At 56.9% G+C, this 26,403-nt stretch carries 17 protein-coding genes and 1 pseudogene; 13 read left to right on the top strand and 5 right to left on the bottom strand.

Going from position 1 to position 26,403, the window contains the following annotated elements; translation table 11 throughout:
• Positions 1-132: 132 nt before the first annotated feature.
• A complete protein-coding gene (locus ACEN9A_RS22330) occupies positions 133-999 on the top strand; it encodes a carboxylate/amino acid/amine transporter (protein WP_258670711.1) in 867 nt (288 codons plus the stop codon).
• A 6-nt stretch (positions 1,000-1,005) separates the two neighbouring features.
• Here the strand turns inward: ACEN9A_RS22330 and ACEN9A_RS22325 are convergent, their stop codons facing one another.
• Positions 1,006-1,893 (bottom strand): LysR family transcriptional regulator, encoded by an 888-nt coding sequence (locus tag ACEN9A_RS22325; RefSeq protein ID WP_026331831.1) that lies wholly within the window; start codon positions 1,891-1,893, stop codon positions 1,006-1,008.
• Positions 1,894-2,050: 157 nt separating this feature from the next.
• Here ACEN9A_RS22325 and ACEN9A_RS22320 point away from each other — a divergent pair, with 157 nt between their 5' ends.
• Positions 2,051-2,695, top strand: coding sequence for a hydrolase (locus tag ACEN9A_RS22320; RefSeq protein ID WP_007934054.1), 645 nt, complete (start codon positions 2,051-2,053; stop codon positions 2,693-2,695).
• Positions 2,696-2,820: 125 nt separating this feature from the next.
• Here the strand turns inward: ACEN9A_RS22320 and ACEN9A_RS22315 are convergent, their stop codons facing one another.
• A complete protein-coding gene (locus ACEN9A_RS22315; RefSeq protein ID WP_258670708.1) occupies positions 2,821-4,119 on the bottom strand; it encodes a mechanosensitive ion channel family protein in 1,299 nt (432 codons plus the stop codon).
• Between the two features lie 193 nt (positions 4,120-4,312).
• Between ACEN9A_RS22315 and ACEN9A_RS22310 the strand changes: the two genes are divergently transcribed.
• Positions 4,313-5,659 (top strand): DEAD/DEAH box helicase, encoded by a 1,347-nt coding sequence (locus ACEN9A_RS22310; protein ID WP_258670705.1) that lies wholly within the window; start codon positions 4,313-4,315, stop codon positions 5,657-5,659.
• A gap of 68 nt (positions 5,660-5,727) precedes the next feature.
• Here the strand turns inward: ACEN9A_RS22310 and ACEN9A_RS22305 are convergent, their stop codons facing one another.
• Positions 5,728-6,033: a hypothetical protein gene (locus tag ACEN9A_RS22305; protein WP_258670701.1), complete on the bottom strand. Its 306-nt coding sequence runs from the start codon at positions 6,031-6,033 to the stop codon at positions 5,728-5,730.
• Between the two features lie 141 nt (positions 6,034-6,174).
• On the opposite strand from ACEN9A_RS22305, the gene ACEN9A_RS22300 reads away from it, so the two are divergent.
• Genes ACEN9A_RS22300 through ACEN9A_RS22290 form a run of 3 tightly spaced genes read left to right on the top strand, consistent with a single transcriptional unit; the run spans position 6,175 to position 19,627 of the window.
• Positions 6,175-7,881, top strand: coding sequence for a ShlB/FhaC/HecB family hemolysin secretion/activation protein (locus tag ACEN9A_RS22300; RefSeq protein ID WP_258670698.1), 1,707 nt, complete (start codon positions 6,175-6,177; stop codon positions 7,879-7,881).
• Positions 7,882-7,905: 24 nt separating this feature from the next.
• A complete protein-coding gene (locus ACEN9A_RS22295) occupies positions 7,906-19,371 on the top strand; it encodes a two-partner secretion domain-containing protein (protein ID WP_258670695.1) in 11,466 nt (3,821 codons plus the stop codon).
• Positions 19,372-19,387: 16 nt separating this feature from the next.
• A complete protein-coding gene (locus tag ACEN9A_RS22290) occupies positions 19,388-19,627 on the top strand; it encodes a hypothetical protein (protein ID WP_028939943.1) in 240 nt (79 codons plus the stop codon).
• 45 nt (positions 19,628-19,672) lie between these two features.
• Here the strand turns inward: ACEN9A_RS22290 and ACEN9A_RS22285 are convergent.
• Positions 19,673-19,954 (bottom strand): annotated as a pseudogene (locus ACEN9A_RS22285) (IS4 family transposase); the annotation flags it as partial.
• Between the two features lie 124 nt (positions 19,955-20,078).
• On the opposite strand from ACEN9A_RS22285, the gene ACEN9A_RS22280 reads away from it, so the two are divergent.
• From ACEN9A_RS22280 to ACEN9A_RS22250, 7 genes are all read left to right on the top strand, one after another.
• Positions 20,079-21,272, top strand: coding sequence for an IS4 family transposase (locus ACEN9A_RS22280; RefSeq protein WP_258670692.1), 1,194 nt, complete (start codon positions 20,079-20,081; stop codon positions 21,270-21,272).
• 298 nt (positions 21,273-21,570) lie between these two features.
• A complete protein-coding gene (locus ACEN9A_RS22275; RefSeq protein ID WP_258670690.1) occupies positions 21,571-22,005 on the top strand; it encodes a hypothetical protein in 435 nt (144 codons plus the stop codon).
• A 412-nt stretch (positions 22,006-22,417) separates the two neighbouring features.
• Entirely contained in the window at positions 22,418-22,822 is a 405-nt protein-coding gene (locus ACEN9A_RS22270; protein ID WP_258670686.1) for a hypothetical protein, read from the top strand.
• Positions 22,823-23,018: 196 nt separating this feature from the next.
• The gene (locus ACEN9A_RS22265; protein WP_258670683.1) at positions 23,019-23,243 is read left to right on the top strand and encodes a hypothetical protein; all 225 of its coding nucleotides are present in this window, start codon (positions 23,019-23,021) and stop codon (positions 23,241-23,243) included.
• A 143-nt stretch (positions 23,244-23,386) separates the two neighbouring features.
• A complete protein-coding gene (locus ACEN9A_RS22260) occupies positions 23,387-24,187 on the top strand; it encodes an immunity 49 family protein (protein WP_258670681.1) in 801 nt (266 codons plus the stop codon).
• A gap of 27 nt (positions 24,188-24,214) precedes the next feature.
• Positions 24,215-24,613, top strand: coding sequence for a hypothetical protein (locus ACEN9A_RS22255; protein WP_258670678.1), 399 nt, complete (start codon positions 24,215-24,217; stop codon positions 24,611-24,613).
• A 276-nt stretch (positions 24,614-24,889) separates the two neighbouring features.
• Positions 24,890-25,450 (top strand): hypothetical protein, encoded by a 561-nt coding sequence (locus ACEN9A_RS22250; protein WP_258670676.1) that lies wholly within the window; start codon positions 24,890-24,892, stop codon positions 25,448-25,450.
• 146 nt (positions 25,451-25,596) lie between these two features.
• Here ACEN9A_RS22250 and ACEN9A_RS22245 read toward each other — a convergent pair whose 3' ends face one another.
• Entirely contained in the window at positions 25,597-26,343 is a 747-nt protein-coding gene (locus ACEN9A_RS22245) for a DUF899 domain-containing protein (RefSeq protein ID WP_258670674.1), read from the bottom strand.
• Positions 26,344-26,403: the final 60 nt, after the last annotated feature.

Here is a 26,403-nt window from a genome sequence, read left to right as displayed (position 1 = left end):
AGATCGGGCTTTTTTTTGCCTGGGATTTAATGGGCACTGATGGACCTGTGGGCGCGGGCTTGTGTGTTGGCTGACCGTTCGCGATAACGGGCAAAAAACGCTATCGTCGCCGCCATTCAAAACGAGGCGAGCATGGGCTATCTACTTTTTGTCACGCTGATCCAGGCGTTTTCCTTCAGTTTGATCGGCGAATACCTGGCCGGTCATGTCGACAGCTACTTCGCAGTGCTTGTGCGAGTGCTGCTGGCGGGGCTGGTGTTCATTCCGCTGACACGCTGGCGTTCGGTCGAGCCGGCATTCATGCGCGGGATGTTGTTGATCGGCGCGCTGCAGTTCGGTGTGACCTATGTCTGTTTGTATTTGAGCTTCCGCGTGCTGACGGTGCCGGAAGTGCTGCTGTTCACCATCCTCACGCCGCTGCACGTGACCCTGATCGAAGACGCGCTGAACCGGCGCTTCAATCCGTGGGCCTTGATTGCGGCATTGGTGGCCGTGGCGGGTGCGGCAGTGATTCGCTACGACCGGATCAATCCGGACTTCTTCATGGGCTTTTTGTTGCTGCAACTGGCCAACTTCACCTACGCCGCCGGGCAGGTGCTCTATAAACATCTGGTGGCCCGCCATCCGAGCGATCTGCCGCATTATCGGCGATTCGGCTACTTCTATCTGGGCGCATTGGCGGTGGCGTTGCCGGCATTTCTGCTGTTCGGCAAACAGAACTTCCTGCCCGAAGCGCCGCTGCAATGGGGCGTGCTGCTGTTCCTCGGCCTGGTCTCGACCGCGCTGGGTTTGTACTGGTGGAACAAGGGCGCGTGCCTGGTGAATGGCGGGATGCTGGCGGTGATGAACAACCTGCATGTGCCGGTGGGGTTGCTGATCAATTTGCTGATCTGGAATCAGCATGAAGAGTTGGGGCGGTTGTTGTTGGGTGGATCGGTCATTCTGGCGGCGGTGTGGATCAGCCGGTTGGGTGTACGCCAACCCGTCATTGCACACTAAACCGGGTTAATTCGGCGCCAACTGCGCCACCAGAAACTCAATAAACGCCCGGGTCTTTTGCGGTACGCGACGCGAGGAAGGGTAAACCGCGTTGATGGTAATCGCTGGTGCCTGCCACTCGCACAGCACCGGCACCAGCCGGCCTGCCGCCAACGCGTCTTCCACAATGAAATCAGGCAGCAGGGCGATGCCCATCCCGGCTTCGGCGGCCTGAGCGAGCAAGTCGCCGTTGTTGGCGTGCAACGGGCCGGAAACGTTGACCCGTTGCGTCTCCTTGCCATTGCACAACTGCAGGCTCACGCCGCTTTGCAGATACCCGTAATTCAGGCATTGATGCGCGCGCAAGTCTTGCGGGGTCCGCGGTATGCCTGCACGCGCCAGATAGGCGGGGGAGGCCACCATGATCCGCGGTGCCGGTGCCAGTTGCCGGGCGATCATGGTCGAGTCTGGCATGCTGGCGATGCGAATCGTCACATCGAAGCCGCCACGCACTGGATCGACCTGTTGATCGCTGAGCACCAGTTGAAGCTCGATGTTCGGATGCTGCTCATGGAACAGCGGAATCAACCGTCCAAGGCGATGCAGGCCGAACGACATCGGCGCATTCACCCGCAACACCCCGCGTAGCTCGCCGATGCCGTCTCGAGCGCGCTGCTCGGCCTCGTCCAGCGCGGACAACACCTCCCGCGCCGCCTCGAAATACTCGGCGCCAGCCTCGGTCAAGTGCAGGCTGCGCGTGGTGCGCTGCAGCAATTGCACGCCGATTGCTTCCTCCAACGCCTGAATCTGTTTACTCACCTTTGATCGCGGCACGTCCATCGCGCGAGCGGCAGCTGCGAAGCCGTTCTCGCCAACCGTCACGACAAAGGCGCGCATGCATTCGATCCGATCCACGATTGTCCCTTTTTTAGAATCAATTATTCTCGATTTTAGGGAATTGTCCCTTTTTTATCTAGCCCGTAAAGTTACTTCCAAGCCAGCAAGCAAACAGCTTGAGGCAAGTGACTCACCCAATACTCATTAAACAAATCGACATCAAAAGGAACGCGCCATGTCTAACCGTGAATTGCTCAACCCAACCAACTCCGCCCTGATCCTGATCGACCACCAGCCGCAAATGGCGTTCGGCGTGCAGTCGATCGACCGTCAGACCCTGAAGAACAACACCGTGGGTCTGGCGAAGGCCGCGAAGATTTTCAACGTGCCGACGATCTACACCTCAGTTGAAACCGAAAGCTTCAGCGGCTTCATCTGGCCGGAGTTGCTGGCTGTTCACCCAGAGCAGAAGCCGATCGAGCGCACCTCGATGAACTCCTGGGAAGACAAGGCGCTGGTTGACGCGGTGAAAGCCACCGGCCGCAAGAAGCTGATCATTGCCGCGCTCTGGACTGAAGTCTGCCTGACCTTCCCGGCGCTGGAAGCCCTGGCTGAAGGCTACGAGGTGTACATCGTGACCGACGCGTCTGGCGGCACCACCAAAGAAGCTCACGACATGTCGGTGCAGCGGATGATTCAGGCCGGCGCGGTGCCGGTCACCTGGCAACAAGTGCTGCTGGAATACCAGCGTGACTGGGCACACAAAGACACTTACGAGGCGGTGATGGAACTGGTGCTGGAGCACAGCGGCGCGTATGGCATGGGCGTGGATTACGCCTACACCATGGTGCACAAGGCGCCGCAGCGTCAGGTCAAATAACACCGTTACCCTTGTAGAAGCATGGCTTGCCCGCGAAGGCGGAGTATCAGTCGATAACTATGTTGACTGATACTCCGCCTTCGCGGGCAAGTCGGATCGCCGCACCGCTCGCACAGGGGCGGTGTTTACATGATGTGTTTTTCCGGCTCCGGAATGTGGCTCGCGCCTAACATGGCCGGAAGCAATCCGGCCCTTAAATCCCCGCCACTCGGCTGCTGATAAAGACTCAATCCGAACTCCGGCAGTACCGCCAGCAGATAATCGAAAATATCCCCCTGAATCCGCTCGTAATCGGCCCACACCGTGGTGCGGGTGAAGCAGTAGATTTCCAGCGGAATACCCTGTGCAGTGGTCTGCATCTGGCGAACCATGCAGGTCATGTTCTGCTGAACCTCCGGGTGACTTTTCAGATACGCCAGCGCATAGGCGCGGAAGGTGCCGATGTTGGTCATCCGCCGACGGTTGGCCGCCATCGCCGCGACGTTGCCCTGGGCTTCGTTCCAGGCCTTGAGCTCGGCTGTCTTGCGGCTCATGTAGTCGGTCAGCAAATGTACCTGGGACAGTTTCTGCTCTTCATCATCGCGAATGAACCGCACGCCGCTGGCGTCGATGAACAGGCTGCGCTTGATCCGCCGTCCGCCGGACTGCTGCATGCCGCGCCAGTTCTTGAACGACTCGGACATCAGGCGCCAGGTCGGGATCGACACAATTGTCTTGTCGAAATTCTGCACCTTGACCGTGTGCAAAGTGATGTCCACCACGTCACCGTCGGCACCGACTTGCGGCATCTCGATCCAGTCGCCGACCCGCAGCATGTCGTTGCTGGTCAGTTGCACGCTGGCGACGAATGACAACAGGGTGTCCTTGTAGACCAACAGAATCACCGCCGACATGGCGCCCAGACCCGACAGCAGCAACAGCGGCGAACGGTCGATCAACGTGGCGACGATGATGATCGCGCCAAACACGAACAACACCATTTTCGCCAGTTGCACATAGCCTTTGATCGAGCGGGTGCGGGCGTGTTCGGTGCGGGCATAGATGTCCAGCAGGGCATTGAGCAACGCGCTGATGGACAGCACCAGGAACAGGATGGTGAACGCCAGCGCCACGTTGCCGAGGAAGTTCATGCTGGTCTTGCCCAACTCCGGCACCAGGTGCAGGCCGAACTGGATCACCAGCGATGGCGTCATTTGCGCCAGGCGATGAAACACTTTGTTGTGGCGAAAGTCGTTGACCCAGTGCAACGCCGGCTGGCGACCGAGCATTTTGGTCGCATGAAGAATGAGGTAACGCGCCACTCGTCCGAGCACCAGCGCCACCACCAGCAGCAACATCAGCGCGAGTGTGGAATGCAGGAGCGGGTGCTGATCGAGGGCACCCCAGAGGTCTTGGGCGTTGAGCCAGAGCTGTTTGATATCCATGGGTGAAAACGCTTCTTCTGTAGGGCGCGACGGGGCGATTAGAGCATTTAAGAGGTTGCGGATGACGTTTTGAGACAAATCAGGCAACAAAAAAGCCACTGTTTGCAGCCGTTTGTATAAAGAAACTCGGCCTTCGCGCTCGAAACCGTTACCCTATGCAGCTGTTTTTTTGTATTTCTTCGAGGTAGCACCCGTGTTTTCCCAATTCGCCCTGCACGAACGCCTGCTCAAAGCCGTGGCCGAGCTTAAATTTGTCGAGCCAACGCCTGTGCAAGCAGCGGCTATTCCGCTGGCGCTCCAAGGGCGTGACCTGCGGGTGACAGCGCAAACCGGCAGCGGCAAAACCGCAGCCTTCGTTTTGCCGATCCTCAACCGCTTGATCGGCCCGGCCAAAGTCCGCGTCAGCATCAAGACCCTGATCCTGCTGCCGACCCGCGAGTTGGCCCAGCAAACCATCAAGGAAGTCGAGCGCTTCGCGCAGTTCACTTTCATCAAGTCCGGCCTGATCACCGGCGGTGAAGACTTCAAGGTCCAGGCCGCCATGCTGCGCAAGGTGCCGGACATCCTGATCGGTACACCAGGCCGGATGATCGAGCAACTGAACGCCGGCAACCTCGACCTCAAGGAAGTCGAAGTGCTGGTGCTCGACGAAGCCGACCGCATGCTCGACATGGGTTTTGCCGAAGACGTGCAGCGTCTGGTGGACGAGTGCACCAGCCGTCAGCAGACCATGCTGTTCTCCGCCACCACCGGCGGTTCGGGCCTGCGCGAGATGATCGCCAAGGTCCTGAACAACCCTGAGCACTTGCAGCTCAACGCGGTCAGCCAGCTGAACGACACCACTCGTCAGCAAATCATTACCGCTGACCACAACCAGCACAAAGAACAGATCGTCAACTGGCTGCTGGCCAACGAGACCTACCAGAAGGCCATCGTCTTCACCAACACCCGGGCCATGGCCGACCGTATCTACGGCCGGCTGGTGGCACAGGAATACAAAGCGTTCGTCCTGCACGGCGAGAAAGACCAGAAAGACCGCAAACTGGCCATCGACCGCCTGAAGCAGGGCGGGGTGAAAATCCTCGTCGCCACCGACGTCGCCGCCCGCGGTCTGGACGTGGAAGGCCTGGACCTGGTGATCAACTTCGACATGCCGCGCAGCGGCGACGAATATGTTCACCGCATCGGCCGTACCGGCCGCGCCGGCAACGATGGCCTGGCCATCTCGCTGATCTGCCACGGCGACTGGAACCTGATGTCGAGCATCGAGCGCTACCTCAAGCAGAGCTTCGAGCGCCGTACCATCAAGGAAGTCAAAGGCACCTACGGCGGACCGAAAAAGGTCAAGGCCTCGGGCAAAGCCGTTGGCGTGAAGAAGAAAAAGGTCGACGCCAAGGGTGACAAGAAGAAAACCGGCGCCAAGGCTCCGACCAAGCGCAAGATCGCCAACCGCCCGAAGACCGACGCCCTGTCGCTGGTCAGCAAGGACGGCATGGCGCCTTTGAAACGCCGTAAGCCGGAAGCGCCGGCGGCTGAATAAAGCACCGTAGCGATTCAATAAAAACCCGGACAGTGTCCGGGTTTTTTTACGTCAAAAGATCTTGCCATCTAACCCCCGGCTTTGTTCTTCGCCGATTCCAACTCCTTCAAACGCTGATCGATCACCTGGCACTTGTCCGGCAAATCCTTGCTGGCCGTCTCCAGGTCCATCTTCTGCAACTCGTCATTGATCTCCTTGGCCTTGGCCGGGTTCTGCTCAGTGATCTTGGCGACTTCCTTGGCCAGTTGTTCACGCTTGGCGGTGGCTTCCTCGGGAGGGCACGCCCAGATGGGGAGGGTGCAGGTGAGGGTGGCGGCGAGGGTGGCGAAAAGTTCAGCTTCCGAGAGCCACAGGCATGTTTGCGGGGTTGGCATAGGAGATTTACTAATGCTTATCGCCAACCCTACCGTTCGTCGACCTCCCCACCAGAATGGATCCATTTGTTGACGTCAAAATAGTGGCCATCTAATATCGCGCCACTATTGTGCTATCAGTCTCCATTCGAGGGATCGAACATGTACCCACCCGCCCTCGTGGCGAGGTTGTGCCTGGCTTTGCTGTGCCTTTCTCCGCTGAATCTTGCTCACGCCGCCCCCACCCCCGGTGAAACCGATCTGATCCGCGAACGTCAGGATCGCTTGCTCGACGAGCAGCGTCGGCGTCTCGAGGAGCTCAAGGAATTACCCGGCAAGGCAGCCAAACCCGCGCCTCCGACGGCCCCGGCCGACGCCCGTTGTTTCCCCATTCAGGACATCGAGCTCAAAGGCGCCGACAGTCTTTCGGACGGCGAGAAAAATCGCCTGCTCAAGCCTTACATCGGCCAGTGCCTGGGCGTTACGCAGCTCAACGAGTTGCTGAAAGTCATCACCGATCTGTACATCGAGAAGGGCCTGGTCACCAGCCGGGCCTACTTGCCGCAGCAGGATTTGTCCGCCGGGCATTTGAAGGTACTGGTGGTCGAGGGCCGGCTCGAAGGGTTGAAGGGCGCGGAGGGCAGCCAGCTGTCGGACCGTGAACTGGCCATGGCTTTTCCCGGCAAGAGCGGGGAGCTGGTCAATCTGCGGGAAATCGAGCAGATGGTGGATCAGCTCAACCGCTTGCCGTCGAATCAGGCGCAGATGGAGTTGTCGCCGGGCAAGAACGTCGGTGGCAGTGAAGTGCTGGTCAAGAACACGCCGCAGAAGCCGTGGCGTGCCGGGTTGTCGCGCAGCAACGACGGCCAGCGTAGCACCGGCGAGCAGCAGTGGGGCACGACGTTCGATTGGGACAGCCCGCTGGGCCTGGCCGATCAGTTGATGCTGCGTGGTGGTCACGATGCGATGAGCGATCACCAGCACACCTCCAATAACGCGATGCTCAATTACAGCGTGCCGTGGGGCTGGTGGAACTTCAGTTACACCTACAGCCAGAGCGAATACCGCTCGCAAGCCCAGGCCAACGGTTTCAATTTCAAGCAGACCGGCGACAGCGAAAACCATCAGTTGCGCGCCGAGCGGGTGATCCATCGCGACGCCCTGAGCAAGACCTCCCTCAGCACCGGTCTCTCGTACCTGCGCACCAACAACTTCATCGAAGACAGCAAGCTCAAGCTGAGCAGCAACCGCATCAGCGAAGCGCAGTTCGGCATCAACCACGGTCGGCGGGTCGGCAGTGCCTTCGTCAACCTCGACCTGGGCATGCAACAAGGCATCGGCGCGTTCGACGCCCAGGGTAACGGTGATCCGGGCCCCGGCGAGCCGAACGCGCGTTACCGCAAATACACCGCCACTGCGAGTTATCTGCAGCCGTTCAAGCTGTGGGGCGAGTCCTTCAGTTTCAGCAGCCTGATGACCGGCCAGCGCAGTGAAGACGTGCTGTTCAGCCCGCAGCGCACCAGCCTCGGCGGGCAGTCGTCGATTCGCGGTTACAAGGACCAGTCGTTGTCCGGTGACAGCGGCGGCTACTGGCGCAACGACCTGCGCTGGAGCCGTCCGGTGACCCTGGAATGGCTGCGCCCGGTGTTCGCTGAATACGGCACCAGCCTCGGTTATGACCAGGGCGTGATCCGTGGCGACCGCTACAACGGCGATCAGCACGGGCGGATGTCCAGCGACTCCGTGGAGTTGTTCGCCCGGGGTCAGCATGTGGCCGCCAGCGTGACTTTTGCCCATTCCCTGGAACGCCCTGACGTGCTGACCGAGCGCGAAGCGCCGATCTACTTCCGCGTGGATTTCTTCCTCTAATTACGCCTCTTCGAGAACACTGACATGGACGTTCGCCATTACGCCTTCCTCGCTAGCCAGCCCTCGGCTGCGGTCAAAAATCGCGAGCACTTCTGGGGCATGCCCAAGCGCGGGTTGGCGTTCCTGTTGGCCAACGTCATGTTCTGGCAGCCGATGTGGGCGCAGGCCGACGGGATCGTGGTGGCTACGCCCGGCACCAGCCTCGGCCAGGCGGGCAATGGCGTGCCGATCATCCAGATCGCCACGCCCAATGGCACGGGTCTGTCGCATAACCAGTTCCACGATTACAACGTCGGCAGCCAGGGGGTGATCCTCAATAACGTCGCCGCGCAGACCGGCGCGACGCAACTGGGTGGGATCATTGTCGGCAACCCGAACCTGACCAACGGGATCGCGGCGCAAACCATCCTCAACGAAGTGGTCGGCGGCAGCCCCAGCCAGTTGCGCGGCTACACCGAAGTGGCGGGGCAGTCGGCGCGGGTCATCGTCGCCAACCCCTACGGCATCAGCTGCAACGGCTGCGGCTTCATCAACACCCCGCGCGTGACCCTGACCACCGGCAAACCGGTGCTGGACAACGGTCGTCTCGATCGCTTCCAGGTCGATCAGGGCAGCGTCTCCATCGACGGCGCCGGGCTGAACGCCAACAACGTCGACCGCTTCGAAATCATCACCCGCAGCGCGAAGATCAACGCCGAGATTCAGGCGAAAAACCTGACCATCATTGCTGGTCGCAACGACGTCAACGCCGACAGCCTCAACGCCACCGCCCGTGCCGATGACGGCAGTGCCAAACCACAACTGGCGATCGACTCTTCCGCGTTGGGCGGCATGTACGCCGGGGCGATCAAACTGGTCGGCACCGAAGCCGGGGTCGGGGTGAAACTCGACGGCAACCTGGCCGCCAGCGGTGGCGATATCCAGCTCGACGCCAACGGCCATCTCAGCCTGGCGCAGACCTCGGCGGCGGGGGCCGTGAACGTCAAAGCCGCCAGCCTCGATGCGCGCGGCCCGGTCTACGCCGGCACCGTCGTCAACGTGCAAACCCAAGGTAACCTGAGCAACCAGCAAACCCTCGCCGCGCGGGACAGCATCGCGCTGACGGCCGGTGGTGTGCTGACCAACAACGGCATCATCGAAGCCGGGGTCAACGCCGATACCAGCCGCAATGCCAGCGGCGATGTGAACCTGAATGCGCAGAATTTCACCAACACTGGCAAGAGCGTGGTGGCCAGCCGCAATCTGACGGTCAATACCGCGCAGACGTTGAATAACCAGGGCGGCACTTTAAGCGGGCAGAAAAAAACCAGCATCACTGCTACTACGCTGGATAACCAGAACAAGGGCCGAGTATTGGGCAGCGGCGCTCTGGAGCTAAAAGCTACGCAGGTCCTCAACACCCAGGGCGTCATTACCAGCAACGGCAACCTCACGGCCAATCTCGGCCACCTGAACAACCACGATGGTGAAGTTTCCAGCGCTGGCAACACCACCCTCACCGCAACAACACTGGACAACAGTGACGGCCAGGTCACGGGCGACGTTGCCCTGAACATTGGCTTGATCGGCGCCCTGAATAACCAGAACGGCGTGCTGGGTTCCGGCCAAAGCGTGAGCATCAGCGCCGCCAGCCTGGATAACAGTCATGGCGGCAGCCTGGTTAGCGATGGCAGCTTCACCGCACGCATCAATGGCTTGTTCGATAACCAGAATGGCGACCTGAGTGCCAAAGACGTGGTCGACCTGCAAACCGGCAGCCTCGACAACCGCAATGGCAGCCTGACCGGCAAGGATCGCCTGACCCTGCGCAGCGATTCGCTGGATAACCGCACCGGCAAAGTACGCGCTGGCAAAGACCTGCAACTGACCGTCGGACAACTCGATAACCGCCAGCAAGGTCTGCTCAACAGCCAGGCCGCCATCAACTTCAATGGCACTCATCTGGATAACCGCGGCGGCTTGCTCAGCGCGGCGGGGGCGGTGCAACTGCAGGCGGCCAGCGTCGACAACAGCGGCGGTCGTATCTCCGGCACAACCGATCTGACGGCCAAGGTTGCGCAATTCACCAACCAGGGCGGCGAGCTTGTCGCTCAAGGAACGTTGAGCCTCAATGGCAACGGACTCGATAACCGCAACGGCGGACTGGTAGGCGCGACAAAAGCGCTGAAACTCAATGTCGATGAGGTGGACAACCGCGGCGGCGAGATCTCCAGCGCCGTTGATGTGGCCATTGAAGGCCAAAGCCTGAACAACAGTGACAACGGCAAGATTCTGGCTGGCACCGAGCTGGGCCTGAAAGTGGCGCAGATCATCAACCAGACCAAGGGGCTGTTGTTCGGCAAGGGCGCCACGACGGTAACGGGGCAGAGTCTGGACAACAGCGGTGGCAGCCTGGTCACTCAGCTTGGGCTGGATATCCGCCTCGACAACGCGCTAAGCAACATCGAAGGCCTGATCAGCAGTGAAGGCACCCTGACGGTCAACGCGGCGAGCCTCGACAGCACCCGTGGCAGCGTGTCGAGCGCCGGCGCGTTGGCGCTGACGACGACAGGAGTGCTGAACAATCAGGGCGGGTCGATCACCACCGACAGCGGCTTGACCCTCAACAGCCAAAGCCTGAACAACAGCCAGAACGGCCTGATCAGTGGTAAGAGCGCGACCGCCGTCACCACGGGTACGTTCGACAACACTCAGGGCGGTCAATTGATCAGCGGCGATACGCTCGACCTGACCGCGACCCAGGTCAGTAATGGCGTTGCCAGCCGAATCGCCAGCGATAAGGCCCTGACCGCCAGTGTCACCGGTTTCGATCAGCAGGGCGGTCAGCTGTTCAGCAAAACCGTCCTGAGCCTGGACTTGAATCACGGCCAACTGAACAACCAGAACGGGCTGATCAATGCACCGTTGCTGATGTTGAAAAATCTCAAGGACGTCAACAACCGGAACGGTGAAATCTCCAGCGCCCAGGCCTTCACACTGGCCGCCCAGAACCTGGATAACAGTAACGGCAAGCTGATCAGTAATCAGGGTCTGACGCTGCACATCGATCAACTGCTCGCCAGCATCAAGGGCCTGATTTCCGCACAGACCCTGGAGGTGCGCAGCGCGCGCCTGGACAACACCGGCGGCTTGATCAGCAGTCATGGCACCCTCGGGATGACGGTGGACGGTCAGATCGTCAATCAGGATGGCACTTTCATCGCTGACGGTGATGTGCATCTCAGCGCCGATAGCCTGGACAACACCCATGGCCAGATCGCCGGTAAAGCCGATGTCACGGCCAACGTTGCGACCCTGAACAATCAGGGCGGTCAACTGATTGCCGCCGGTGGCCTGACATTGACCAGTACCAGCCTCGACAATCGCAACAGCGGCCTGGTTGGTGCAACCAATGCGCTGCAACTGAACGTTGGATCGGTCGACAACCGTGGTGGCGAGTTGTCGAGCAAGTCAGATGTGACCCTGGTCGGTAATAGTCTGGACAACAGCGATGGTGGCCAGGTATTCGCCGGCGGCGCTTTGTCCCTGACGGTCGAAAACATCATCAACCGCGCCAAAGGCCTGCTCTCGGGCAAGGCCGACCTGTCATTGACCGGCCGCGACCTCGATAACAGTGGCGGCTCGCTGTTGAGTCAGAAAAACCTGACGCTCGATCTCAGGGGGGACCTGAACAACAGCCAGGGTCTGCTCAGCGCTGAAGGCTCACTCGGGGTCACGGCCGCCAGCCTGACCAACACCCTGGGCAGTGTTTCCGCGGCAGGGCCGCTGACGTTGACCACCACCGGAGCCATTCTCAACCAGGGCGGCGAGATCGTCACGGATGCTGGCATCACACTCAACAGTGCCAGCCTCGACAACCGCAATAACGGCAGCATCAGTGGCAAGGGGGCGGTGATCGTCAACACTGGTGCACTGGATAACAGCCACACCGGTCGCTTGAACAGCGGCGCCAGTCTGGACCTGACCACCACTCAACTGACCAACCAGGACGGCGGCCGCATCGCCAGTGTCGGGGCCCTGACGGCCAGTGTCACCGGCCTGGATCAGCAAGGCGGGCAACTGTTCAGCAACACGTCTCTGACACTGGATCTGAACAAGGGTCAGCTGAACAACCAGAACGGTCTGATCAGCGCGCCGTTGTTGATGCTCAAAAACCTCACCGACGTTAATAACAACGGCGGCGAAATCTCCAGCGCCGAGGCTTTCACCATCGCTGCTCGCAGCCTGGATAACAGCAACGGCAAACTGCTGAGCAATCAGCCCCTGACCCTGCGCATCGATCAGGCGCTGACCAACCTCAAAGGCTTGATCGCCGCCGCAGCACTCGACGTCAAAGCCGCCAGCCTGGACAACAGTGGCGGCACGCTGACCAGCCGCGCCAACCTCGACCTGAACCTCGACGGGCTGCTGACAAACCAGAGCCAGGGACTGATCAACGCCACCACGGGGCTGACGGTCAATAGCAGTGGCCTGAATAACCAGAACGGTTCTTTGCTGGGCAGCGCCATCGCCATCGACTTCGGGGCGGCCACCGGCGACCTGAACAACGGCGCCGGGCTGATCACCACCACGGGTTTGCTGAGCCTCAAGCACCTGCGTGACCTGAATAACCGGAACGGCGAAATCTCCAGCAGCCAGAGCCTCGATCTGACGGCCCGTGCACTGGATAACAACAACAACGGCAAATTGATCAGCAATAACCTGCTGACGGTCAACGCCGACACGGTACTCAACCAGGGCGGTCTGATCTCCGGCTGGCAGGGCCTGAGCCTCACCGGCAACAGCCTGGACAACCGCAACAAAGGTACGCTGTCGAGTCATGACAGCGATGTGGCCGTCACCGTCAGCGGTGCCATTCTCAACAGCGGCGAAGGTGCACTGGTCAGCCGGAAAACCCTGAGCGTCAACGCGTCGAGCCTGGACAACAGCAACGGCGGCATTCTGTCCAGCGGCGGCAATCAGACCCTGACCCTCAGCGGCCTGCTGAACAATGCTCAGGGCGGCTTGATCGACAGCGGCGCAACCCTGGCGATGCAGGCGATGACCCTGGGTAATGCCGGCGGCACCGTCAACGCAAAACAGGACCTCAGTTTCACCGGCACCACACTGGATAACACCGGCGGCAATCTGATCGGCAACGGTGCCGTGACCCTCGACCTGCTCGGCGCCCTGACCAACACCAACGGCAAACTGGCCAGCGCCGGCCCACTGCTGGTGCAACGCGCCACGCAAATCAATAACCAGGGCGGTCAAATCGCCAGCCAAGGCTTGATGACGCTGCTCACCGGTGGCCTGGACAACCGCAATCTCGGCACCATCGCGGCCAATGATCTACTGACCATCACCACGGGCGGCACGCTACAGAACAGCGCCGACGGCCAGATCTACAGCCAGAATGGCGACCTGCAAATCCAGGCCGCCAGCCTCGTCAACGCCAAGGGCACTCTGCAAAGCCAGGGGGCTTTGAACCTCACCATCGGCGGCGATATCGACAACCAGAGCGGCCGCATTGTCGCCAAGGACGGTGACCTGTCGATCAAGGCCGGCAATCTCGATAACCGCGGCGGGGTGCTCGCCAGCCTGCAAGCTGCGTTCACGGCCAACCTGACGGGTGTGTTGAAAAACGGCTATGACCTGAACAACAACCGCCGCAGCGGCGTCACCCAGGCCCAGCGCCTGAACCTGACTGCGCTGGCCGGTATCGACAACTACGGCGGGCGTATCGCTGCGCAAAGCGGCGACGCGATTATTGCCACCGGTAACTTCGACAACCGCAATGGCGGCCTCTATGCCAAAGGCAAGGTCAGCGTCACCGGCAACAACTTTGACAACAGCGGCGACAACGACGGCCAGATCGCCGGTCAACAGATCGACCTCACCCTCAGCGGTGCCCTGAACAACCGACTGGGCATCATCGAGAGCGACAGCACCCTGTCGATCAAGGCTGCCAGCCTCGACAACCAGACCGGCCAACTGCGCGCCCTCGGCGACAAAGGCAAAACCAGCTTCCAGATCGGTGGCCTGTTCGACAACCGCAACGGCACCCTGGAAAGCGCCAACACCGACCTGACCATGGCGGTGGGCGGCTTCCTCAACGGTGGCGGCAGTCTGCTGCACGTGGGCAACGGTACTTTCGACATTTCCACCGCCAACGTCACCGGCGCCGGTGGCACCATCGTTACTCGCGGCGGCCTGACCCTCAACGCCGACAGCTGGACCAACAGCAACGTCATCCAGGCTGGACGCCTGACCGTTAACGTCAATAGTTTCACCCAGACGGCGAGTGGTCAGTTGCTGGCCTCGGATAGCCTCGTCGGTACCGGTGTCAACTGGTTCAACGAAGGATTGATTGCCAGTGACGGCAGCATGAACGTGGGGCTGAGCGGTGCTTACTGGGGTGCTGGTCGTCTTAGCAGCCAAGGGGCCCTTGGCCTGAATGCCGCGCAAGTGAGCCTCAATAGCGTCACCTCCAGCATCGCTGGCGGTGGCAACACCACGCTCAATGTCAGTGGTCAACTGGACAACGCCGGTCGCCTGACCTCAGGCGCCAACCTGACGGTTAACGCCGGCGGGATCAACAACTTCGGGACGCTGGCCAGTGCTCAACAACTGACTGCCACCACCGGATCGCTGGGTAACTACAGCGGGCTGATCTTCAGCGGCGGCAACATGGGCTTGCGGGTCAATGCGCTGAACAACAGCTACGCCAACATCTACAGCCTGGGCAACCTGACGATCGACCGTAACGGTCAAGGCGCCCAGGCCGCCAGCATCATCAACAGCTCATCGTCGATTCAAAGCGACGGCAGCATGAGTCTGGCGGCGAGCACGATTCAGAACATTCGCGCGGTGCTGACCACCAATAACCAGGGCATCTACACCGCCCGGATTGGCGAAATCACCTGTATCGAAGGGGTGAACGCGGGCGACTGCAGCGGCAAGCAAAACCATGTCTGGGAGATCGTGCAGCGCGACAAATTTGAAGTCACTGAGGCCAGTGCCGCGTCCAGCATCACGGCGGGCGGGGACCTTACCCTGACCGGCGGCGACCTGCTGAACCAGAGCAGCACCATCGCCACCGGCGGCAATCTGAGCGCCTCGCTGGTCAACCTGACCAACAGCGGTATCGAGACCGGCGAAACCGAGACCTCCCGGGTATTTCGCTCCGAACGAACCCGCAACGCAGGCGGACTGTACAACGCGGCCGGTAGTTTCACCGACAAGTACTGGTTCGAAAGCGCGGGCTACACCCCCAACGACCTGGGGGGGCTTGAGGCCGGGATGGCCAACTTTATTGGCATGACCGAAGCTGAACTGCCTCAGTTCGCTACGACCACAAAAATCTCGTCCAGCGACCAAAGTTACGCCGCCGTGATCCAGGCTGCTGGCGCGGTCAACATCAACGCCCAGAACAATATCGATAACAGTGTCGTACGCCCTGGCTACACCTACGTGGGCAGTGGTCCGCGCACGGGCACCGGTGCTGCGGGCAGCCAGTTCTCCACCCGCATCACCCTCAATCAACAATTGCCGCCCAACCTGGCCCAACAGCAAGTCAACCCGCTGGCCTTGCCCGGCTTCGCTCTGCCCACCGGGCAAAACGGTCTGTTCCGCCTGAGCGGCCAAGACAGCAGCACTCCAGTGGCCAGCGGTCCGCAAAGCTGGACCATGGGCGGCGGCAGCGTCAGCACGACCCAGCGTCAGCAACCGGTGGTTAACGTCCAGCCAAGGAACATTCTACCGGTCAGCAACACTCAGGCCTCCGCCAGCAGCGTTGACCTGAAGCCCGTTGATTATGTGGCGTCGAACGTGGGCGCCGGCGCCAGCGCGATCGACGTCAGCGCACCGGCTGCCAATTCAACCGGCTCGGCGCTGCCGGGTCGTTCCACGGCCTTTACCATCAATCGCGTCCAAGGGTTGCCGGCCAGCAGCGGCCAGTCCAAACCCCAGAAATACCTGATCGAAACCAACCCGGTACTTACCGACCTCAAGCAATTCATGAGCTCGGACTACCTGTTGTCGAACCTGGGCTACGACCCCGACCAAAGTGCCAAGCGCCTGGGCGATGGCCTCTATGAACAACGCCTGATCCAGCAAGCGGTAGTGGCGCGTACCGGTCAGCGCTTTATCGATGGCCAGACCAGCGACGAAGGCTTGTTCAAATACTTGATGAACAACGCCGTCGCCAGCAAAACAGAACTCAACCTGTCGCTGGGCGTCAGCCTGACCTCCGAACAAGTCGCGGCCCTCACCCACGACATTGTCTGGATGGAAAATGCCGAGGTAAATGGCGAGCAAGTACTGGTGCCGGTGCTGTACCTGGCCAACGCCAACAATCGCCTGGCCGCCAACGGTGCCTTGATCCAGGGCAGCGACGTGACCCTGATCGCCGGCAAAGACCTGAACAACGCCGGCACCTTGCGCGCTTCCAACAACCTGTCGGCCACCGCCACCAACGACCTGGTCAACAGCGGCCTGGTGGAAGCCGGCAATCGCCTCGACCTGAAAGCCGGCAACAACATAGTCAACAAGGCCGGCGGCATCATCGCCGGCCGTGACGTCACGTTGACCACCACCCGGGGCGACGTGATCAACGAACGCACCGTCACCACTCATGAAAGTGGCAGCGGCTATCGCGACGAGCGGACTGACTTCGCCGACAGCGCCGCGCGCATCGAGGCCGCCAACGACCTCACCGTGAAGGCGGGGCAAGACATCAACATTGTCGGTGGTGTCATGCAAAGTGGTCGGGACATGAGTCTGAATGCAGGTCGAGACCTCAATGTGGTCTCGACGCAGGTCACCAACAGTGTGTTCAAGGATAGCAATCACAACAGCAGCGACATCACTCAACTGGGCGCCAGCATCAGCGCCGGACGTGACCTGTCGGCGGATGCCAAGCGTGATATCAACGTCATCGCCAGCCAGATCGATGCCAAGCGCAACATCGCCATGACGGCGACCGACAACCTGACCATCAGCTCAGCAGCGGATGAAGAACACTCCCTGTCCAAGAGCAAAAAACTCACTGTCCAGGAAGACCACGTCAGCCAGGTCATGTCGGGTGTCACGGCGGGCGGCAACGTGAATTTGAAAGCCGGTGAGGATCTCGCCGTCATCTCCAGCCGCATTACCGCGGGCAATGAGGCTTACCTGGTGGCGGGTGACAGCCTCGATATTCTTGCGGCGAAAGACAGCGACTACTCGCTGTATGACATGAAGAAAAAGGGCTCCTTCGGCGCGAAGAAAACCAAACGTGATGAAGTTACCGACGTGAAATACATCGGCAGTGAAATCACCACAGGCGGCAACTTGACGCTGGCCAGCGGCGGGGATCAGCGCTATCAGGTGGCGAAGTTGGAGAGTGGCAAGGACATCACGCTGGACAGTGGTGGCTCCATCACGTTTGAAGCGGTCAAGGACCTGCATGACGAGAGCCACACCAAGAGCGACAGCAACGCTGCCTGGAACTCGATGAAGGGCAAAGGCAACACGGATGAAACCTTGCGTCAAAGTGAGTTGGTGGCCAACGGCGCGTTGGTGATCAAGGCGGTGAATGGTCTCAAAATCGATATCAAGCAAATCGATCAGAAGAGCGTCAGCCAGACCATCGATTCCATGGTGGCGGCCGATCCTAAGTTGGCCTGGTTGAAAGAGGCCGAACAGCGAGGCGATGTTGATTGGCACCGTGTGGAAGAAATCCACAAGAGCTTCAAATACTCAAGTTCGGGACTCGGCGTCGCCGCACAACTGGCCTTGGCAATCTTGTTGGCAGCGGTCACGGGCGGGGCAGGAGCCGGGTTGATAGGTGCCACAGCGGGTACCTTTTCAGCAGGCTTTGCCAACGCGGTATTGATCGCGGTGGAAACTACGGCAGCCAACAGCGCCATCAGTAACAAGGGCAACTTGGGGGCAGTCTTAAAAGACACCTTCAGCAGCGAAAGCCTCAAAGGTTACGTGCTCTCCGGGGTGTTGGGTGGAATTGGCAGCAGCACCAGCCTGGGTTATGACCCAAGCAAAATTGGGTTCGACTTGGACAGTCTTGGCCAAGTCGTTCTCAAGGCCAGTGCAGACACCGTGGCCCAAACCGTCCTCCAGGGCGGCAGTCTGAGCGACAACTTTGTCGACAACCTGCTGGGTGCCATCGTTAATATTGGTGGTGCCATTGCGGCCAATAAAGTCGGCAACCTGAATCTAGTCGACGGCAGCCCGACAAAGATCGCGGCGCATGCGCTGGTCGGTGGTTTGAAGTCGATGGCCATGGGGGGCGACTTCAAGACGGGCGCGTTGGCCGGCGGCGCCAACGAAGCGATGGTGCAGTACCTGGCGGATTTGATCCTTCCGGACAACTATGACCCGAACATGCCGGGTGCCGATCAGGCCAAAGCCAACTTGTTGGCGATGTCGCAGTTGCTGGCGGTACTCACGGCAGTCGTTTCAGGCACTGATCCCAACATTGCGGCGAACATCGCTGCCACGGCCACCCAATACAACTACCTGTCTCACTCGGATCTGGAGAGGGCGGCAAACGAGTTGAAGGGCTGCGGGAGTGACTCCGCATGTATAAACAAGGCGTATGCCGACTATCACGAACTGAGCCGCCAGCAGGATATTGATGCGGTCGCGCAATGTGCAGCGAATCCTGCCAACTGTGCTTCCATCTCCAAGCGTGTCGCCGAGGCTGAGAAGCAAACCCAAAGTCTCAAAGACATGGCCGCTTCGGCATCGCCTGAAGCCGTCAAGATCTTTGATCGGTTGATCACGGAGAACAACGGCTTCCAGAACATGCTCGCGGGAGTTACCGCCGGGCATTCGGTCGATGCGATTGCCGATACCCTTGTTCAAAAGTTTGGCTTCAGCCACGAGGCCGCCGTTGCTGCCGTCGAGAATTTTGCGACGTTCGTGGCCGGGTGGAATCCGATCGTCAAGCCTGTGGGGGTGGGTGGTGGTAAGGGCCCGACCAAAGAAGGCGGATCGGGGACGAAAGGTGGGACGGATGCTTCCGGGAATGGCACTGGTGGTGTAAAAGGCGGGGTACGGGAGCCAGTAGCCAACCCGACACCTGCGCAGGTTGCCACTGCTGATAAGTTGGGTGTTGATCCTCGGTGGGTGAAACCTGACGGAAGTCCCGATTGGCCAACAAAAGCAAATAATGGTTTTGACGGAGGGTTCAATGGGCCTCCGACGATTACTGCGCTTCAGCCGGGCCATACGTTTGACAGGTATGGTGGCCGTTTTGATGAGAAAGGTAACTTTACTGATCAGGGTAAATTTGTGGCCCCGATAGACGTGCCGTTTGATCAGCGCGCCTTGCCTGACTCAAGTCTGAAATCACCCTATAGGCAGTATGAGGTCTTAAAGCCTATCCCAGAGGTAAACTCTGGAAGCGCGGCTCCTTGGTTTGGAAAGCCTGGCATGGGGACTCAGTATCAATTACCTATGAGCATTGATGAGTTGGTGAAGGAAGGTTTCATCAGACCGATAAAATAACCTGAGGGTAGCAACAATGGATCTTGAGCAGTTAGCCGATTATTTTTTCAAATATGCGCGTGAGCAGGGAAATCCATATGAGAAATTTCCTTTAGGAACTGAAGTGGATGAGTTTGGTGCTCCCTATATTGAGATTTCTGAAGCTGGGAAGCTGTCCATTGTTGCGAAAGATCGCGGTGAAGAATGTCTAAGAAAAGAAACGACGTCACCGGAAGTGTTGGCCAAATGGGTGTATGAGATTTTCAATAGGGAATAATAAAGCGACTTAAAGGTAAGAAATGGGGGCGGATTTGAATGGCACTTACCTAACATGTTTAGCGTGCCCATTTTTCCTGACATCCACCCTTGCTGACCGACGTGATTTGGTCAGCAAGGGGTAGGCTTGAGGTCTTCGTTTTATGGCTCGCGGCTCGATACGACCGGGTTGGTTTCCAACGCGCCTTTGAGCGATCAGCGTCAATAAATTTGACAGGCCATCCTCTTCGTCAGAGCCGCCATATTGTCGCAGCGCCAGCCATAGCTGAAGGCTGTGTTTGAAGCTCAGTTCGCGAGGTAAGCAGTCAGCTAATAGAGCCGATTGAGAAAAACGGGGACAGCCCCTGAGAAATCCCCGCTTTTTCCTACGAGAAATCAAGAAGTTGGGAATTGTAGAGACCTGCATGGGGCGGCAGCTTGTATTGCACCACACAAAAACAAGATCCGAACCCATGCAGGCCATCCGATTCTTACACAGCGCGCTCGCTCAAGCACTTCCCACTGTCCATTCTCGTCGTCTGAAAACATTGATGTGTTGTGTCAGCGCATTACTCCAAGGACGTCGGCTCACTCTGACGGGGCTTGGTCGATTCATGTCAGGCAAGGCTTACCCCAAACACGCCATCAAACGAGTAGATCGGTTGCTGGGTAATCGGCATCTGCAAACCGAGCGCTCGCTGTTTTACTGGGTCATGTTGCGAGCCTTGCTGGGGTCGCTGAGACATCCGTTGATCCTGGTCGATTGGTCGCCGATCGATGCGGCTGGAGAGTTCTTTTTGTTGCGCGCTGCCATTCCTTTGGCAGGACGTTCGTTCCCCATTTACGAGAGTGTTCATGAACGCGAGGGTTGTCCGAAATATCAAAAACGGTTGTTGCAAACCTTGGCCGAAATGCTCCCCAAAGACTGCGTTCCGATCCTTGTCGCTGATGCGGGTTTTCGCCGGCCATGGATCAAAGCCGTCGAGGCGAAAGGTTGGTATTACGTGGGGCGAGTGCGTAACCGGGACCTTTACCGCAACGACGCACACACTTGGCTGCCGGTTAAAAACCTCTACGCTCTGGCGTCGTCCTCACCGAAATCACTGGGTCAGATCGAGATGACCCAAAGTGCTCCGCACTTCATCCATTTGTACTGCGTCAGGCATTCGGCAAAGGGTCGTAAACACCAGCGTGTCACCGGTTCAATCGCTAAAAACAAACTCAGCAGACAATCGGCTAATCGTGAACGAGAGCCTTGGTTATTGGCCAGCAACCTGCCGGAGGATCAATGGAATCCATCGAGAATCGTGGCCATTTACAAGCAGCGTATGCAGATAGAAGAAGGCTTCAGGGATGTAAAAAACGAGTACTTTGGAGTTGGCGTGGCTCGCCATCGGAGTCACTGCCCGCACCGAATCGAAGTGCTTTTACTGATCTCAGCTTTGGCTAACTACATCATTTGTTTAACGGGGTTGCAGGCCCGTGAAGCGGGTCATGAACATCGCTTTCAAAGCAATAGCCTTAAACGCCGACGGGTGTTGTCGCTGTGGCGGCTGGGTTTGGAATACTGGCGTAGCGGACGCGGCTCGAACTCTCGAAAAACCTTGGAGAGACTTGAGCACGTATTGCGAGCCGAGGTACATCAACAGGCGCAGGCGCTGGGGTAGATTTGTGGGGATCCCTCAGGGTCTGTCCCCGTTTTCCCGCAGGTGTTAGAAATACTGTAGAAACAGACATGTTTCCAAGGCAGTTAAATAATGCGCTGCAAAACGGGACTGCCGTGATCGTGCAAGTTAAAGCTGGTGATGGTTGCCACTTTATGATTGTTGATAGTGTTCGGGCTGAGGGAGGCGCGACATATTATATGACGCGAGATTCATATACCGGGCCACGTGGTGTCATGGCCAGTATCTTGGATGGTGCAATGTCGCATGGTGTCAATGCTATCGTGATAGGTAAGTGATTATGGATGTTAGTGAACTGTATGGTCGTGATCAAATAGAGCAGTTAATAAAGAGTAGGGAATTGGTGGAGGTAACAGGCTGGCTTGTCGTTATTGATGCTGAGTTGTATGTGATCGAAGAGCGGTTTCCTGATCCATATAAGTCTGGTAAAAAGATAAAGATAGCGAATTCCGATATCGCATTTTCGGTTCGAGATAGTATCTCTCCTTTGGGAGGAGGGAAGAGTTTTGTTTTTCATCGGGTCAAGGTGATAGGCTCTTTTTCGGAGGGGGATGGTGCGGTATTTGAAGTAAAAGCTTTGTCGTTGGAAGATGAGCGCTCGGCGTTTATAGAAATTAATCTAAAGCCAGAGTATGTTGAGCTGGCTAAAAATAAATATCCTGACCTGATGAAGAAAACGTTTATTGATTCGAATGATTGGTTGGACTATTTTTAATTTTAATGGCGAGAGGTGCTGAGAAAGAAAAGTGGGGAGGGCGCGCTTTTGGAGATGGCAGTCCCCCTATAGCGAACTCAGTGTTTATGACGCGCCGCTTTGACAGATATTTTCTCATCAGTCGACCATACGCTTTAAAGGGCATTCAGACGTGAAAAGAGTCAGAAAAGGAGTCAGAAAAGGGGACGGATTTATTTGTTTGGCTCGTGCGGTGGCTAGGAAATAAATCTGTCCCCTTTTCCCTTAACTGGGGCACCCTTTGTTCAGGCGGATGAGGTCTTAAAAACAGCAACGGCGGTGACCCCGGATAGGATGGCTGGATTCTATCGTTATACGAATGGTTCGATGGAGATGGTTTATAATCCTGTAACTAAAGAAGTTTGGCATATTCAGCCTTTAAGGTGGTTTATAAATGTGTGAAATCACCCTGCAGATTATTTATTTCTTATTTTTGCATCAAAAAGGAAGGCGGCTTCCTGTTCTAGAATTCTGCATAAATTATATCGATGGGAGCTTCGTTTTTTCGGAGGATTTTGTCCGTAACGAGCCTGCCATGTACCAGGAGCTTTTCTCTTCAGAGTGCAACGGTTATGTGCTAAATTTGCTGAAAAATCTGATGGCGGAGATGAAGGTGTTAACTTTTGAGGGTTCAGAAGATATTTTAGATGGGCTGGAGTTTATCCAGAATGTTGGCGCAACGGCGTTGTGGAAGTTTAATTGTGATATGGCTTCTGAGATGGAGAGCTTTGTCAGGGAGTTCGACCGGTTGGATGTTATTGGGGAAAGAGAAAGATTGTATTTGTTAACGCAATCTTAATGATGCAAAGACTAAAGAGGGTGGATTTATTTGAGTGCGCATAGAGAGCTCCCAAATAAATCTGCCTACTTTGTAATACGCCTTTTACAGGAAGATGGAGCCCGCTTTTGGCGAAGCTGGGTTGTTCAAATGGCGGATTGAATACGACGTCGCGAGGTTTCAATCCAGCCACTGGACCGTCGAAAGGGAAATAGCAATGAACACCGAAAATTTAACACCTGAACTCGCGTATCTTGCAATGTATGAATTTCTAGTAGATGTGTATAAGCGAACAAAGTCGGATGAGTTGGGTTCACTGTTGGGCAGTATGAGTTATCTTGCAGATGGTGAGACTGCCGATCCCGCAGTTTGGAAGGATTGGATGCGCTGCTTGAACGAAGTCTTGGCAGGGCAAGGCGATGCGCAACTGAAACTGGAGTGATTTTTGTCTAGGGAATTTGCATAGGAAAGGCTAGGAAAGGGGACGGATTTATTTGTTTGGCTCGTGCGGTGGCTAGGAAATAAATCCGTCCCCTTTTCCTGTTGGTCAATTAATAATGGCGAAGTTGAAGTGAGGTTGTTGGGGTGAATTCATTTGAGAGTTATGGTCCGGGGAAGGCGAGGGCTAAAGACAGGCTGGAGCACACCAAATCCCATCTAGATGGTGGGTTTGATGTGGATGGCTATATAGTCAATATTGAAAGCAATCAAGGTAATCCTGTTGCATGTGCAGGAAGGCTTTCGTCGTATGCTTTCGCGAAAGGCATATATGCGTGGTTTGAAGGCGCCGATCTTGAGGTTATGAAAAACTGGTTTTACGTCTCTGGATGTCTGCATAAATACCAGTTTATGCTTCAAAGCGATAAAATGAATTTGCTTCCAAAAACAATGGACTTTATGAGGGCGCTTGTCTCGGATAATGCTTCACTTATTGACTGGTTTTGTCACTGTAGTGAAATTATTGACGAAAAAAGAGTTCAGTCGACGACAACCGCAGATTTTTTAGCCTACCAGATAATCTTGGCAGTTAAAGGGGACTTTTCTCAATTAGTCGAGCGTTGCTTGCGGATGAGTGCCAATCCACCAAAAGGGCCGAAAAAAATGTTTTTTCTGGATAATGATTTCTTTATGGCGCTTGCGAACGGTGATGTAGCTGGAATGGAGGCTGCTTTGATAGAGTTAAGCTCGCCGGCTTCAATAAAGAAAAGACTCAGTATTGAAAGTGGCTTTTCCGAAGGTCTGATTTCTACTTTTGGCGTGATTTATGCCAAAATTGCCTGGCGTCATGGTTATGAAGTCCGGGTTGACACACCTTACATACCTGTTGAGTGGCTTCCGGTTAAACCCCTGGCTAATTACAATCCAATTTACAGTTTTCTGAAGTGAGCTTCTAATTGGCTCGGGAGCGTTATTATGAATAATCAGCCGGAGCAAGCGATACTTCGAAGTCGGCTATTTGAGTCCTTAGTGCAAAGATATGGCGCTGTATTGATTCCAGGTCAATATGGTGGAGACTTCAATAACGATCAGTTGGGATTCTCTGAGGTCGATGGGGAAGTGACTTTGCTTCTTGGATTGAAGATTCTTGATGATGACGGTGGGTTGCAGTTAGATAATTCATCTTTAGGCCCACATGTGCAATATTCGACATCCTGGTTAAAAGCCCTGGTTCAATGTCTGAAACTTGACTCTGAGACTATTGGATATTCTATGAAGATAGAGGCTGCAATGAGTAGGGGGGCTTTGGTGGCAGGTGTAATCTGTATGAATGGTAAGTCTCAAGAAATAAAAATGTTGCGCGTTGCAGTGTGATCACCAGTGCCGCCACTACGGGTAAAGATACGCAGAGCAATGGAGCTTTGAGCGGAAAAGTAGAAGAAGGTACGGATATATTTGTTTAGTTTTATGAAAAACGGGGACAGACCACGTTTATCCTGAGAATGGCAAAAAATGGGGCGGTGCCTTGTTCTTACTCTATATGCGATTGGACCTTAAAGGTCTGCATACGGAGAATTCAGAATTTATGAAACTCCGCTTTGACAGATATTTTCTCATCAACTGAACATACGCTTTAAAGGATATTCAGACGTGAAAAGAACCACATTACTAGCACTCACCCTGATTCTGGCATTACCGGGCTGCCATTCCAACGTCCGGGACTCTTCCCCCAGCCTGTTGACGGACGGTATTCAGCTGCACCAGAACAAAGTGGCCGTCGATGCGCAACACGCCAAGATCATCATGAAAGCATCAGGTAGCACTACCCCGGTAGAGTTCTCGATCCTTCGCGCAGCGGATCCCGACAAGCGTATGGAGGTGCTTGGAACCGTGGTGGACTCAGGTCAGGGCAAGGTCTTCGGCTGGATCGCCAAACTCAACGAAGCGGCCAACAGCGCCACGCTTAAACGCTTCCCGCAGCTGGAAGTGCAGGCGGATGTCGATCAGCCATTCCAGGTGTCGGGTTATTCGAATGGCGCGGGTGTTGGGAGTATCTATAGCTGCGGCCCGATCAAAACCACTTTCACACCAGAAAGAAGCAAGGTCTATTTGGTGGAGTTCCAGTTTGTTGGTAGCCGCTGTGAGCAGCATGTCTACGATATAACTCAGCTTCAGGAACGCATTCCCGTGAAGAGCATGCCTTCTGCGTAAAGGACACTCAGTTATTTGTAATCACTAGGCAAATTGGGCGACCCATATATCTATCCATGGGTGGAATCTCTGTCATAGATAGGGACTCTTTGTGGTTGGGTTGCCAAACCCGGTCGCCTTTTGGGCTACCGGGCTGACTATAGTCTTCATCCTTCAGCATTCCCCCCATGGCAGCAACTAGCTGACACCTTGTCTTCATACCGATCGTGATGCCTCACCCAATCCATGATCTCCTCTTCATTACGCCCCTTAGGCGTGAGGTCGAGGTAGTTGTAGGCGCCGACCAGCAAATCCAGGCCGCGGGCATACGTAGAATAGGTATGGAAAATCTCCCCCGCTTCGTTGCGATAAAACACGCTAAGCCCTGGAAGTTCTTCCTCAACGCCGTCAGTTTTTTCGTAGTTGTAAGTCGCTTTCCCGGCGGTGACGTCTTCGGCCCGGGCGCAGACACCGAAGTCGTAGTTGAAGTCGCAGCCTTCAGATGAGACCCAATCGAATTTCCAGCCCATGCGCTGTTTGAACGGTTGGAATTCGGCGAACGGTGCGTGGGAAACCGCGACCACGGCGACGTCGTGGTGGGCCAGGTGTTGGTTGGCGCCGTCGATGTGGTCGGAGAGGAACGAGCAGCCGGGGCAGCCTTCGTCCCAGCCGGCGGCGAACATGAAGTGGTAGACGATCAACTGGCTGCGGCCGCCGAACAGGTCGGTCAGGCTCAGTTCGCCGTTGGGGCCCTGAAAGCGGTAGGGTTTGTCGATTTTTACCCAGGGCAGGGCGCGGCGTTCGGCGCTGAGTTTGTCTCGTTCTTTGGTGAAGGCTTTTTCGTGGGCCAGGTGTTGTTTGCGGGCCGCGACCCATTCTTCCCGGGACACGACCGGATGATTCTGTATGTTCATGCTGATTTCTCCTGCTTGCTGTGGCGATAGTCGATCCGCGCAGAGGGGTAAACCGTCTTA

This window comes from Pseudomonas sp. Pseusp18 (assembly GCF_059506005.1).
This window is presented reverse-complemented; position numbering and strand designations above follow the sequence as displayed.